The 13,552-nt window shown below is 61.1% G+C and carries 13 protein-coding genes; 11 read left to right on the plus strand and 2 right to left on the minus strand.

Annotated elements, in window-relative coordinates:
* The first annotated feature begins 3 nt into the window (after positions 1–3).
* The 6 genes from ACQUSW_RS12660 to ACQUSW_RS12685 are packed head-to-tail and all read left to right on the plus strand — an operon-like array spanning position 4 to position 5,247.
* Positions 4–894 carry a DUF58 domain-containing protein gene (locus ACQUSW_RS12660; RefSeq protein ID WP_428932671.1) on the plus strand — a complete coding sequence of 297 codons (891 nt, stop codon included), beginning with the start codon at positions 4–6 and terminating at the stop codon, positions 892–894.
* Positions 878–1,369, plus strand: a complete 492-nt coding sequence (locus tag ACQUSW_RS12665) for a hypothetical protein (protein WP_428932672.1) — start codon at positions 878–880, stop codon at positions 1,367–1,369. The genes ACQUSW_RS12660 and ACQUSW_RS12665 overlap by 17 nt, the downstream gene beginning before the upstream one ends.
* Positions 1,360–2,343 carry a vWA domain-containing protein gene (locus tag ACQUSW_RS12670; RefSeq protein WP_428932673.1) on the plus strand — a complete coding sequence of 328 codons (984 nt, stop codon included), beginning with the start codon at positions 1,360–1,362 and terminating at the stop codon, positions 2,341–2,343. The genes ACQUSW_RS12665 and ACQUSW_RS12670 overlap by 10 nt, the downstream gene beginning before the upstream one ends.
* The gene (locus ACQUSW_RS12675) at positions 2,340–3,353 is read left to right on the plus strand and encodes a vWA domain-containing protein (RefSeq protein ID WP_428932674.1); all 1,014 of its coding nucleotides are present in this window, start codon (positions 2,340–2,342) and stop codon (positions 3,351–3,353) included. Before ACQUSW_RS12670 ends, ACQUSW_RS12675 begins: the two co-directional genes overlap by 4 nt.
* Positions 3,353–4,126 carry a hypothetical protein gene (locus ACQUSW_RS12680; protein ID WP_428932675.1) on the plus strand — a complete coding sequence of 258 codons (774 nt, stop codon included), beginning with the start codon at positions 3,353–3,355 and terminating at the stop codon, positions 4,124–4,126. Before ACQUSW_RS12675 ends, ACQUSW_RS12680 begins: the two co-directional genes overlap by 1 nt.
* Positions 4,120–5,247: a hypothetical protein gene (locus tag ACQUSW_RS12685; RefSeq protein ID WP_428932676.1), complete on the plus strand. Its 1,128-nt coding sequence runs from the start codon at positions 4,120–4,122 to the stop codon at positions 5,245–5,247. Before ACQUSW_RS12680 ends, ACQUSW_RS12685 begins: the two co-directional genes overlap by 7 nt.
* Positions 5,248–5,267: 20 nt before the next feature.
* On the opposite strand, the gene ACQUSW_RS12690 is transcribed toward ACQUSW_RS12685, so the two are convergent.
* Positions 5,268–5,444 carry a hypothetical protein gene (locus tag ACQUSW_RS12690; protein ID WP_428932677.1) on the minus strand — a complete coding sequence of 59 codons (177 nt, stop codon included), beginning with the start codon at positions 5,442–5,444 and terminating at the stop codon, positions 5,268–5,270.
* Between the two features lie 163 nt (positions 5,445–5,607).
* Positions 5,608–5,943, minus strand: a complete 336-nt coding sequence (locus ACQUSW_RS12695) for a PadR family transcriptional regulator (RefSeq protein WP_428932678.1) — start codon at positions 5,941–5,943, stop codon at positions 5,608–5,610.
* 68 nt (positions 5,944–6,011) lie between these two features.
* On the opposite strand from ACQUSW_RS12695, the gene argG reads away from it, so the two are divergent.
* The 5 genes from argG to ACQUSW_RS12720 all read left to right on the plus strand — a co-directional run bounded on the left by argG (position 6,012) and on the right by ACQUSW_RS12720 (position 13,550).
* On the plus strand, positions 6,012–7,445 hold the full coding sequence (argG, locus tag ACQUSW_RS12700) for an argininosuccinate synthase (RefSeq protein ID WP_428932679.1): 1,434 nt from the start codon (positions 6,012–6,014) through the stop codon (positions 7,443–7,445).
* Between the two features lie 149 nt (positions 7,446–7,594).
* Positions 7,595–8,302, plus strand: coding sequence for a TetR/AcrR family transcriptional regulator (locus tag ACQUSW_RS12705; protein WP_428932680.1), 708 nt, complete (start codon positions 7,595–7,597; stop codon positions 8,300–8,302).
* The gene (locus ACQUSW_RS12710) at positions 8,299–8,964 is read left to right on the plus strand and encodes a hypothetical protein (RefSeq protein ID WP_428932681.1); all 666 of its coding nucleotides are present in this window, start codon (positions 8,299–8,301) and stop codon (positions 8,962–8,964) included. The genes ACQUSW_RS12705 and ACQUSW_RS12710 overlap by 4 nt, the downstream gene beginning before the upstream one ends.
* The gene (locus ACQUSW_RS12715) at positions 8,961–10,778 is read left to right on the plus strand and encodes a YhgE/Pip family protein (RefSeq protein ID WP_428932682.1); all 1,818 of its coding nucleotides are present in this window, start codon (positions 8,961–8,963) and stop codon (positions 10,776–10,778) included. Before ACQUSW_RS12710 ends, ACQUSW_RS12715 begins: the two co-directional genes overlap by 4 nt.
* A gap of 117 nt (positions 10,779–10,895) precedes the next feature.
* Positions 10,896–13,550, plus strand: a complete 2,655-nt coding sequence (locus ACQUSW_RS12720; RefSeq protein ID WP_428932683.1) for a penicillin acylase family protein — start codon at positions 10,896–10,898, stop codon at positions 13,548–13,550.
* The last annotated feature ends 2 nt before the right edge of the window (positions 13,551–13,552 follow it).

Consider the following 13,552-nt stretch of genomic DNA (forward strand, 5'->3'; position numbering starts at 1 on the left):
GTTATGGCTATGCTGCTCACGCCCGTGAAGAGCAAACTCTTCATCCACTCGTCACGTAAATCAACGCATGCACTCGATGGTGCCCATGCGTCGCTGATGCGTGGGCGCAGCATGGACTTTGAAGACCTGCGTTCGTACGAATATGGGGATCCCGTGCGCGATATTGACTGGCGGGCGACGGCCCGGTTTGGCGAGCCGCTAGTAAAACGCACACGAGCGAACCGGATGCATACCGTGCTGTTCGTTGTCGACACGGGCGTATCGATGTCTGCTCTGGCTTTTGACGAAAAACCTAAGCGTGAGCTGGCTGTACTCACGGTGGGTGCGTTGGGTTTGTTGACGCTGCGTCATGGTGACGATTTTGCTGTCGTGTTCGGGGATAGTCATAGTACGAAGAGCACGGCGATTGGCCGCTCGGAGTCGGCTCTCGAGCATGCTCTGCGTGACATTGATACGGCAATTGCCGGGGCAACGCAGCCGAGCAGTCGTGAAGAGTTGCTGCGCACGGTTATCCGTTCGGTCAAGCGGCGCATGATTGTCGTGGTGGTGACGGATGAGTCGCCGATTGATGCCGAGTCGGAGCGTCTTTTGCGCCGCATCCGGGTGCAGCACGATGTTTTATGGGCGACGCTGAATGATGCCCGGCCGGTGTTGGAAAGCGCGAAGCCTGGTGCTCGCACCGATGTTGTGACGGGCTGGAGTGTGCCCGATTTTGTGCATGGTGATACCGAGTTGGTGCGCGAACTGGCGCGACTCGATGCGGAGATCGAGGCGGCGCGCGCGCGTGTGCTTGATGGTCTTGAGATCGACCATGTCGCTCTAGGCAGCCAGGACGAGGCCGTGCCGCAGCTGTTGCATATGCTCAACAGGAGGTCGCATGCCCGCGCCCGATGAGCTGTATCCGCCTGCGCAGTATGAGATGTGGTGGTTGCTGATTGCCCTCGGTGTGCTCGCGCTTGTGGTGTTGGCAGCGTGGCTTATTACGCTGTTGACGCGCACAAAAACTACGGTGGCGGCGGCAGCCGGTGACGCAAATGTTCCTTTGGCGCCTGACAATGTTATTGCTGTGCTGCGCAATGAATACCTCGAAAAAATTGCGCAAATTGAGCTGGCGTATTGGAGTGGTGAGCTCAGCGACCGCCAGCTGAGTGCGGAACTGAGTCGTACGGTGCGTACTTTCGCTAATGAATACAGCGGTATTGAGGCTCCTGTGCTGGCGCTGCGTGATCTTGAGCAGCGCGGCGTGCATCCTTCGCTGCTTGGGGCACTGCGGCACCACTACTATCCGAGTATTTTTCGTCGTCATGCTTCTGTTGATCCGGATGCTAGTGTCGCAGCCGCTCGAAATGTGGTGTCAACGTGGTATTAAAACAGGCGTGGGTGCTGTGGATTGTGCTGGCGCTTATTGCTCTGGCGCTGGTGGTCGGCATTGTTGTCGCGCTGCGAGCGGGTGGTGGCCGACAGATATCCGGTGCGCCTCTTTCGCGGGCTGAGCGGTTGCGTTCGCTGCCGTCTTTTCGTAGGGCTGTGCAGCGCCGGATGCTGGCTTTGACGGCGATTGTGGTGGTGGGTGTTGCCGCGATGGCGGTGGCGGGTGTGATTGCTGCCCGGCCGCAGGTGGCTCAGACTATTCAGCCCGAAAATACGAGCCGTGATGTGATGCTGTGCCTGGATGTTTCGGGTTCGATGGCTGATGTTGATGTTGAAGTGCTGAGTATTTTTGAAGAACTGACCGATGGTTTTGAGGGTGAACGCATTGGTTTGATGATTTTTAACAGTTCTTCGGTGCAGATTTTTCCACTCACCGACGACTATGACTTTGTGCGCGAGCATCTGGCCAACATTCGCAAGAGTTTTGACTATGCCGATGTCACGCCCGAGCACTGGGTGGGCACTCTCAATGCGCCGGGGGCGTCGCTGATCGGTGATGGGTTGGCTTCGTGCGCCATGCGTTTTGATCATGGCGACGACGACCGGGCACGGTCGATCATTTTTGCTACCGATAATGAGCCCAATGGCACGGCGATTGTGACGTTGGAAGAAGCCGCGCAGTATGCTGCGGAGCGCGGCATCCGGGTGTATTCCATTAACCCGGTTGATGGTAAAGATGCCGACAACACGTCAGAGTTGGCGGATGCTGCCGCGCTCACGGGCGGTGAAGGTTTTGCGCTGCGTGACACGGCGACGGTCGACGCGATTATTGATGAGGTGCACAAGCAGGAGGCTTCGCTGATGCGCGGTGAAGCCCAGGTGGTGCGGAATGACGCACCGGGGTTGTGGATTGCTGCGCTGCTGACACTGATTGGCGGGTTCGTTGTTCTGCTGTGGCGGGTGAGGCTGTGATTTTTCAACCGATTCTTCCGCTCTTCGTGATTGTTCTGGTGGGTGCTGCGCTGATTGCTGTGACGGTGATCATGCTTGTTCGTTCGCCGGGTCAGCGTCCGCTGTGGGCGGTGCGTACGGCGATTGCGGTTGCGACGGTGGGTTTGCTGTTGCGTCCGGGGATTCCTGGCGGCGAGTTGCAGACTCTCGCGACCGATGTCGATGTGGTTATTGCTATTGATACAACGGCGAGCATTGTGGCTGAAGACTGGGGCGAGGGTGAACCGCGGCTGGAGGGCGTGCGTGATGATGTGCGGGCGATTGTTGCGCAGTATCCGGGTGCGCGCTTTGCGCTTGTGACCTTTGACGCCTCGGCGCAGTTACGGTTGCCGTTAACGACGGATACGACGGCGCTGATTTCTGCGGTCGATGTGTTAACACCCGAGGTGACGGCGAATTCGCAGGGTAGTTCTATTGGTATTGCGCATTCGGTTGTGGCCGACACGGTGTCGAGAGCTGCGGATGCTGCGCCTGAGCGTGCCCGCATGGTGTTTTATCTGGGTGATGGCGAGCAGACGGTGTCGAAGTCGCCGGAATCGTTTGAGCGCAGCGCCCAGCACATTAGTGGTGGGGCTGTGCTCGGTTACGGTACGGCCGAGGGTGGGCGTATGGCTGTGACTTCGGGCCGGTGGGGTAGCGACGATGAGTACATTCAGTACGAGGGTGCCGATGCGCTGTCGACGATTGATGAAGACAATTTGCGGGCAATTGCCGAGCAGTTGGGTGTTGATTATGAGCACCGTTCGGCAGCGAACCCGATCGAGTTGCCCGAGGCGCCGACAACAACGACGGCGTATCGCGATGCGGGCACGACCGGGGCAATTGATGATGTCTCGTGGATTCTTGCTCTTGTGATCGTTGTGCTGGTTGGGGTTGAGGTGGCAGCGGCGGCCGCACGTATTTTCCGGATGCGGCAGCTTGCGGCACCGACGACTCGTTCGGGTTCGCACGCGAGTGAGGGGGTCTCGTGATGAGCGTCGATCGTGACGTGCGTACTGATAGCGAGGCGCATCGGCTTCTTTCCGCGAATCGGCGCATTCGTGCGGTGCGGCGCTGGTTGTTTATTGGCCTGGCACCTTTTGCTCTGGCGGCGATTCTTTTTTCGGCGAAGCTGTTGAGTATGTATGGCTTTGCCTATCAGTCGATTAGTTCTTTTATCGCCGGCGATTATGCGGGCAGCACGCGGGCTGCGCAGGGCCAGGATTTTGCGAACTGGTTTGAGAAACGCAAGGCCCCTTTTAATGTTGGGGTGGGTTTGGCGGCATCCGGTGATCTTGAGGGCGCTGAGGAGCGGTTTACGCAGGCGCTTGACTGGGCTTCGGGTGTGCAGGAGTGCGATATTCGCGTGAATTTGGCGCTTGTACTGGAGTGGCAGGGTGATGCGGCTCGTAGAGACGGCTTGGGTGCTGCGTCGGTGGAGTTTTATGGTCGTGCGCTTGAGGTGAATGTGGAGGCGCCTGAGGAGTGCAATGATCCATCGGCTGATGATGAGTCGTCGGATTCGCAGCGCAGCATGAATGACACTCTGGAAGAGCAGCGGCAGCGGTTGCAAGAGAAGCAGGAGCAGTCTGATCCGCCGCCGGAGCAGGGCGAGTCTCAGGGGGATGACGAGCAGCAGAAGCCGAAGCCCGATGACTCGGCGCTGGATGAGTTGCAGGATCGCCTCGAGCAGGGTGAGCAGGAGCGCCAAGAGCATGATCGTGGCGACGGCGAGTCTGGTTGGGGGACCGATAAACCGTGGTGATTCGTGATTCGGGTTCTCGCTATGTCGGTAGCGCTGAGGGTGCGCCGCCGCTACCGCCACCGGGGGGCTATCGGGGTGCTCAGCGCGTCACCTTGACGCGGCGGGGCACGGCGCATCCGGATGCCACCCGTGCAGAGGCAACCACTCCGGATGCTGCTGCGACGGTTGAGGTGGTGCCGCGGCCTCGCGCACAGATGACGGCGATGGGCATGGTTGCTCTGACTGCCGCGAGTGTTTTTGGTTTTGTGCTGCTGGTGTTGGCTGGTTTTCGTCGTGGTGATCTGATTTACAACGTCACGAGTGTGCTGGTGCAGGTGCTGGTGCTCGCGGTGGTGATTGTGGCGGTGGTGTCGAAGCGGTCACGCCTGTGGGGTGCTATGGCGTTGACGGCGGCGCTGCTGATCAATGTGGTGACGACGGGGGCGCTGGCTTCGGTGAGTGCTGACGCGACGGGCACATATGCGGGCGTGAAGTCGGATGAGCAGCTGTTTTGGGAGGCTTATCCGGGCATGAAGGATGTGTCGCGGTGGGAGGTTCTTGAGCAGCGTTCGCTCGAGGAGGCCCGCGACTGGTCTGAAGAGCTGATGGCGGATGTGCGTGAACGTTTGTCGCAGGAGTATGGCTTTACGTGGACGCAGATTGCTGAAGAAGATTTGCGTCCTGAACGCAATGGTTATGGCGGTGAGTCGATGCTGCAGCAGTTCACGTCGGTGCGCTGGTCGACGAATGAGCCGGTTCGTGGCTATGACCTGAAAATGGATGTGCTCGACACGATCGCCGATGTTATTGCTGATCACGGACTGTATCGGCTGTATGAGCTCAATGGTGACGGCCTATCGATCACGCCCGAGATGAAAGAGAAACTTTTTGGTGGCACCGAGCCTCGCAATCAGCCGGCGTGGGAAGCATATGCCACTGATTTTCCGGGGCCGATGCGTTTTTATGCCGATATTTATGACTTGAGCGCGGGCGACAGCGACATTATTCGGCAGCAGCGTACCGATGCGCAGGCGCGGACGGGTGAACCGGCCGAGGCTTTACAGCTGATGGTGCTCGGCGATCCGCTGCTCAGTGACGCTGATCGCGACGAGTTTGAGCGGCGGATGGCCGAGTACCAATAACGCTCCGTGTGTTCCGGATGCTACTGCCGGGGTTTCATGCTCGCGGCCGTGATCGCCGCAATAACGGCGGGAATATAGAAGATTCCTACGGTGAAGACGGCAACGAGCGCGAAGGCGGCGAGCAGAATCGCCGAGGCGATGGATGCTGGCTGCCATGCGTGATCGCGAGCAAACAGGGGTAGGGCGGCAACGATCAACGGAATGGCCAGGAGTCCGAGGACGGCGGGCCCGACAACGTGGAGAACGGTGTCGCTGGTGAAGGTGTGGCGCCCGCCACTTGCATGGCACGTTTAGCGCTGCCCACCGAAAAACGGCGTTGCGCGTGACTGTCGCTCGTGGATAGTTCGTATCGAAGTGTCATTATGGTCCTCCTTTCACGGTGCGGTCAACGGCGTCGCGCAGTGGAATCCAGATGGACTGGAACGCTTCGAGCGCTCGTTCGCCTGTTGACGTGAGTACGTAGTATTTGCGGGGCCGACCGCGGTCGGATTCTCCCCATTCGCTGTCGACGAAGCCTGCGGCACTGAGTCGTGAGAGCAGGGGGTAGAGCGTGCTGGAACTGGCGATGAGCCCGTCGCTTTCGAGTCGCCGCGCGAGTTCTAGGCCGTAGGCCGGACTCTGCCGCAACATCGCGAGCACGCAATACTCGCTCACGCCTTTTCGAAGGTTAATCAGTGCACGATCTTCGAGCAGCATGCAATACATCATATCATGCAATACAAGTATCGTCATGGGAGCGTGTGTCGCCGATTAGGATGGAAGCCATGTCCAAAGTCCTCCAGTCTCTTCCTGTCGGCGAGCGCGTCGGCATCGCCTTCTCGGGCGGCCTCGATACCTCTGTAGCTGTCGCCTGGATGCGCGACAAGGGTTCCATCCCGTATTCATATACGGGCGACCTCGGCCAGTACGACGAAGACGACATTGAGTCGATCCCTGGCCGCGCACTCGAATACGGCGCCGAGAAGGCTCGACTGATCGACTGCAAAACAGCCCTGGTAGAAGAGGGCCTAGTTGCTCTCTCGTGCGGCGCCTTCCACATTCGTTCGGGCGGCAAGACGTACTTCAACACCACCCCCATCGGTCGTGCCGTTACCGGCACCCTGCTCGTACGCGCCATGCGCGACGACGGCGTCAACATTTGGGGCGACGGATCGACCTACAAGGGCAACGACATCGAGCGGTTCTACCGCTACGGCCTGCTGGCCAACCCGCGCCTGCGCATTTACAAGCCCTGGCTCGACGAAAACTTTGTTACCGAACTCGGTGGCCGCCAAGAAATGAGCGAATGGCTCATCGAGCACGGTTTTCCCTACCGCGACTCGGCCGAAAAGGCCTACTCAACCGACGCCAACATCTGGGGCGCCACGCACGAAGCCAAAACACTCGAGCATCTCGACGTATCCCTCGAAACCGTCGAGCCCATCATGGGCGTGCGCTACTGGAACGAATCTGTTGCCATTGCCACAGAAGACGTCTCGGTCACCTTCGACGGCGGCCGCCCCGTAGCCATCAACGGCGTGGAATATGGCGACCCCGTTGCACTGGTACACGAGGCCAACACGATCGGTGGCCGACACGGCCTAGGCATGAGCGATCAAATTGAGAACCGCATCATCGAGGCCAAATCGCGCGGCATCTACGAGGCCCCCGGTATGGCACTGCTGTTTATTGCCTACGAGCGCCTGGTCAACGGCATTCTCAATGAAGACACTCTGGCCACCTACCACGAACAGGGTCGTCGCCTGGGTCGCCTCATGTACGAGGGCCGCTGGCTCGAGCCACAGTCACTCATGCTGCGCGAGTCGATTCAGCGCTGGGTGGGCTCCACGATTTCGGGAACCGTCACACTGCGTCTGCGCCGTGGCGACGACTGGACAATTCTCGACACGGTTTCGGACAACCTCTCGTACGCCCCCGACAAACTGTCGATGGAGCGCGTGGGTGACTCTGCCTTCGGGCCCGTTGACCGCATCGGACAGCTCACCATGCGCAACCTCGACATCGCGGATTCACGCTCGCGCCTCGAGCAGTACGCAGGGCTCGGCCTGGTGGGCGGCCCGACGGGCGAGCTCGTGGGTCGTGTTACCTCCGGCGGCGCGGATGAAATCGCGACGTCAGAAATTGAAGGCGATGCTCAGCTCGCCGAGGCGGTGGCCGAGGCTTCGGTATCAGCCTCATTTGACACCGGCACCGACTAAACGCCGCATTATCAAGCACTGTGCTGCGTGGGTGGAAACGCCCGCGCAGCACAGTTGTTTCTGGCCTGTTTCTGGCAGTTGTCTGGCAGTTGTCTGGTAGTCCCGGCGTTATCTTGCACATAGATATGCAAGTTACTTATGCTGGCTTCATGCCCGCAACACCCACGGTTTCCGCAGCACCCGCAGCATCCGGATCAGTACCGTCACGCCGCCCACGCAGCGACGCCCGCGCCAACCGTGCCGGAATCTTGCGGGCAGCAGCCGACGCATTAGCGCGCGACGCCCACGCCTCACTCGATGGCATCGCTCGCGAAGCGGGCCTTAGCCGCCGCACTCTTTATGGCCACTTTGCTGATCGCGACGCCCTCGTCCACGCGCTCATCAAGCAGAGCGCCGAGCGCTTTAACCGCATCGCCGCGAGCATTAGCGACAGCGATTCTCGTGTGGCTCTGGCGCGCATGGCAGCACACCTATGGGCCGAGGCCTCGCACGTGCAGGTCGCTGCCGCGCTCGCTCTCGACGATGCCCACGTGCATAAAACCGCACTCGCCCTGGCACCCCTGCGCGAGCGCCTGCTGAGCATTGTTCGCCGCGGGCAAGGCGCCCACGAACTGCGCACCGATATGGCGGCCGAAACCCTATCGCGCCTGATCGAAGAGGTCGCTCGCACGATCGTCACGCGCACACCGTCACGCAGCCACACCAGCGAAGACAACCCCAGCAGCAACACGGCCACGGTAGTGGTTCACGCAGTACTGAGCATTGCGGGCCTATCGTGGCGAGAATCGGCAGAGCTGTTGCGCACAACTCCCGACCTCACCGACGCCGGTGGTGTCACAACCGAAATTCAGTCATGAGAATCACACTGCACAACGTCAGCAAGGGCAAGGACGGCGCCGCACTGCCCGAAACGTCACTGGCCTGCGAGTCGGGGCACGCCCGCTTTGCCATCGCCGAAACCCAAATGCGCCCCACTGTTCTTGGCCTCATCGCCTCAGGCCGCATGCGCCCCGACACGGGCACGGTGTTTATCGATGGGGTTCCGGATGCTGCGCAGCTGCGCCGGCGCACGGCGCTTGTTGATGCGCCCGAGGTCAGCGACCCGCATCCGGGTGTTTCTGTTGCTGCCGTGGTGGGCGAGGAGCTGATGTTTGCGGGGCTGCCGGCGACCCCGCGTCATGCTCGTCGCTGGCTGCGCGACATGGGTTTTGACGAGCTTGCATCGACTGCCATAGGCCATGTCAACCCGGCTGCGCGGCTGCGCATCATGTGTGAACTGGCTGTTCTGCGCCCCGACATCGACGGGCTCATCATTGTTGCGCCCGACCGTCACGGGGGAACACCCGAAGGGTGGTGGCGCATTGCGGGCGAGTTTGCCGACCGCGGGCAGGCCGTGCTTGTGATCGTGGGCGGTGCCGCTGCATCCGTCATCGCCAGCATGCCCGAAACGGTGTATACCGATACGCGTTCGGCAGCCGAAATCACGCCCGATGAGGCTGTGAAGGAGACCACAGCATGAAGGTTCCCTCGATGATCGCCGCCGAAGTTCGGCGGCTCACCGCGAGCCCCATGGCCGTGCTCGCCCTCGTGGCGCTCATCGCCGTTCCTGTGCTGTATGGCGGACTATACCTGTGGGCCAACCAAGACCCCTACGGTCGTTTTCCGGATGTACCCGTGGGGCTTGTGGTCGACGACACGGGCGCCACGAATGCTCGCAGCGGTGAATGGACCAACTTTGGCGAAGAAGTCGCCGACACCCTGCTCGACGGCGGAGCCTTCGACTGGCAGCGCATGACGGGTGAAGAAGCAACCCAGGCGCTGCACGAAGGCAGTGTCGATTTTGTTGTGACCCTGCCCGCCGACTTCTCTGACGCCCTCGTCTCGGTCAGCACCGATAATCCGCGGCAGGCCCGCATCGAGCTCGAAACCAATGACGCCAATAACTACCTAGCCTCATCGATTGGGTCGACAACCGTTGAACGCATTCGCCGGTCGGTGGCAGAAATGGTGGGTAAAGAAGCCGCCGACACCATGCTGACGGCGCTCAGCGATATTCGATCGAGCCTGAGCGATGCCGCCGACGGCGCCGGGCAACTTGCCGACGGCGCGTCGACAGCGCACACGGGCAGCGGCGACCTGGCTGAGGGTACGGGAACCCTCGCCGACGGTATTCGCACGCTGGCTGAGGGCGCCTCACAGGTGGCCGAGGGAGCCCGTGGCGTGCGCGACGGCAACTCAACGCTGTCGGACAAAGCAGACGATGTGGCCGCCTCCTTACAAAACGCTACCGACTCACTGCCCGAAATTCGAGAAGAAATATCCCGGATGCTGCACGACAGCGGCCTTACTCCCGAAGAGGTGGCCGACGTTCTCGCCCAGCTTGATCCACTCGCCGACACCCTGCGTGAGGGCAACGACGCCGCCCAAAACGCTGTTGGCCAGATCGATCTGCTGGCCGATGGAGCCCGGCAGCTTGCCGACGGTGCCGGAGACCTTGCTGCCGGTGCAGAGACCGCATCGCAGGGCGCGTCATCGGCCCACGAGGGCGCGCTATCGCTGCGCGATGGGCTCTCACAACTGGCATCCGGCAGCAGTGACCTGCGCGATGGGCTCGCAGACGGTGTCGAAGAGATTCCCGCCTCCACGGCACAGCTGCGCACTGCCCAGGCGAAAACCATCGCCGACCCGGTCACAATTTCTTCTGACAAAGTGGCCGCCGCGCCCGACTATGGTGCGGGGCTCGCGCCATTCTTCGCCGCCCTTGCCGGGTGGATTGGCATCTATGCGCTCTTTCTCATCGTCAAACCCATTTCGCGGCGCGCAGTGACAGCACTGCACTCCCCCGTTCGCATCACCCTGGCCGGATGGCTCACACCCGCCATGTTTGGTGGCGTGCAAATGGTGGGCCTACTGGGTGTGCTCGCTGTCGCTCTCGGCTTTACCTTTCATAACCCACTGGCATCGCTCGGCATTATGGTGCTCGCCTCGGCAACCTATGCCGCGATTATCTTGGCGCTGAACGTCTGGCTCGGTTCGGTCGGGCAGTTTATGGGGCTCGTGCTGATGGTTTTGCAGCTCGTAACGGCCGGCGGCACCTTCCCCTGGCAGACACTACCCGCGCCGCTCACATGGCTGCACCACGTACTACCCATGGGATACGTGGTCGATGCCATGCGGCAGGTGATGTACGGCGGTGACCTTTCGCGCGTGGGCGTTGATATTGCGGTGTTGCTGGCGTGGCTGGCGGGCGCGCTCGTACTCGCCATGTTGGGTGTGTCGCGCATGACACAGCGCAGAACCCTGCGCGACCTCGAACCGAGCCTTATCGGGTAGAGAATCAAGCGAGCGCCATCAGTTCGAGGCATGGCGAACAGACGCGCTAGGCTTTCGACACACCCGAATGCATGCTCCTCTTCGAGGAGGGTGTTGTCTTTACCGAAAGGGTCAGCGATGACGTCGACCGCGAGCATAACCACATACTCCGACGGCAATGCACGGCGTCGCCCCGGCCGAGTTATCGTCAAAGTCGTGCTGTGGGTGCTTGCCATCGTGCTTGTTATTGCCGCGGCCGGCAGTGCTTTTGGCGCATGGACAGTGCAGCGCTCCTTCCCGCAGCTCTCGGGCGAGGCAGCGCTTGCCGGGCTCGATTCACCCGTGACCGTGCAGCGTGACGGCCGGGGTATTCCCACCATTACCGCCGACAACGCTCACGACCTTTTTCGGGCTCAGGGCTATGTGCATGCTCAAGACCGGTTTTGGGAAATGGACTTTCGGCGCCACGTGACCTCGGGGCGCATGGCCGAGCTGTTCGGTGAATCACAGGTGGGCACCGACGCCTTTCTGCGCACCCTCGGCTGGCGCGTTGTTGCCGAACAAGAGGTCGAAGCCATGGACGACGCAACGCGCGGCATGTACGAGGCCTATGCCGAGGGCGTGAACGCCTACCTCGACGAACATCGCGGAGCCGACCTCTCACTCGAATATGCCGTTTTGGGCATAATGAACCCCGAGTACGATCCCGAGCCGTGGCAACCGGCCGACTCCGTCGCCTGGCTGAAAGCCATGGCGTGGGATCTTCGCACCAACGTCGAAGAAGAAACCCAGCGGGCACTGCTTCTCTCTGCCTACGACAGCGAAGAGATCGACGCCCTCTTCCCGCCCTACCCCTTCGGCACCAACCCCGTGATCGTGCCGCGAATTCTCCCCGCGCCCGAGCCCACAGACCCCGAAGCCACTGCCCCGGATGCCGCAGATAACAGTGACGACGAAGCCGGCGGCGAAGGCGCAGGTGGTGGAGCACCTGCGGAATCGGTCATTGAATGGGAGCAGGTGGCCAGCGTTGTTGATGCCGTCAGCACGCTGGTGAGCGGCGCCGGCGAAGGAATCGGTTCGAACTCGTGGGTCGTTTCGGGTCAACATACCAAAACCGGAATGCCACTGTTGGCCAACGACCCGCACCTGGGTGCTGCTATGCCGTCGGTGTGGCACCAGATGCAGCTGCGATGCGGCACCGTCTCGGACGACTGCCCCTTTGCAGTCGCGGGATACAGCTTTTCCGGTCTACCCGGCATTGTGATTGGTCACAACGAGCGCATCGCGTGGGGCTTTACCAACCTCACCACCGATGTGGCCGACCTTTATGTTGAACGCGTCGATGGCGACGACTACTGGCGCGACGGTGCTCGGGTGCCGCTAGAGACCCGCACCGACACGATCCGCGTAGCAGGTGGCGAAGACGTGCCGCTTGAAATTCGCTCAACCGTACACGGCCCCATTGTTTCGGGCCTCACCGCCGACTTCACCGGCATCATCGACGCCATCCACGACCTCGAACAAGACAGCGGAATGCAGGCGGCGCCCGACGAACAGATGCCAGGAGAGTACGCCATCAGCCTGCGCTGGACGGCTCTTGACCCCGGCACAACCGCATCAGCAATCTTTGCGATGAACACGGCCGAGAACTTTGGTGACTTTCGTGCCGCCGCGGCCCAGTTTGACGTGCCTGCCCAAAACCTGATCTATGCCGATATCGACGGCAACATTGGCTATCAGGCGCCCGGGCGTCTTCCCATTCGTTCGGGCGGCGATGGCACACTGCCGCAGCCGGGCTGGGATAGCTCTTTTGACTGGACCGGGTTCATCCCCTTTGAAGACCTGCCCGTTTCGTATAACCCGCCGCAGGGCTACATTGTGACGGCAAATAACGCCATCGTCGACGAAAACTATCCGTATTTCTTGTCGCGCGATTGGGACTACGGCTACCGTGCCGCGCGCATCACCTACCTCGTCGAGCGTGCGATAGCAGCGGGGCCCGTCACGGTTGCCGATATGCAAAATATTCAGAACGACAACGAGATGTGGCTGGGCAAGAAGTTGGCCACCGTTATGCCCGGCGTGCCGGTCTCTCATGAGGGGGTTCGCGCAGCCATTGCATTGCTCGGCAACTGGGATGCCCAAAACAACGCCGATTCGGCTGCCGCTGCCTACGCCAATGTGCTGTGGTCGCGCATAGCCGACAACGTCTTTGCCGAGCGCGAGAACCCCACTCCCCTGACCGACCACGGCCGCCTGTTCACCATCGTTGGCCCCATGCTCGACAACCCCGATGACCCACGATGGGTGAACGAATCACTCGGGGTTTCTTCTATGCATGAGATGCTCGCGCTCTCGGCCGAGCAGGCCTACGACGAGCTTCGCGAACTGCAGGGCGACAAGGTTGAGCGCTGGAACTGGGGCGATCTTCACGCCCTCACACTCACACACGCCACCCTCGGCACATCGGGTATCGCGCCCATTGAGTGGCTGTTCAACCGCGGACCATATGCGACGGGCGGCGGCACATCGGTTGTGAATGCCACCGGCTGGGTGCTCGGCGAATCGTACGCCACCGCCACGGTGCCCTCATTCCGCATGGTGATCGACCTTGACGACTTCGACCGCTCCACCTGGATCAACCTCAGCGGCACGAGCGGTCATGCCTTTCATGACAACTATGTCGACCAGGCGGAAGATTGGGCGGCGGGTATTCAGCGACCGTGGGCGTTTACTCCGGATGCTGTGAGCCCCACGATCACGAATACGCTCACGCTCACCCCAAAAAAGTAGCG

The organism is Microbacterium luticellae, assembly GCF_050408645.1.
GTDB lineage: Bacteria > Actinomycetota > Actinomycetes > Actinomycetales > Microbacteriaceae > Microbacterium.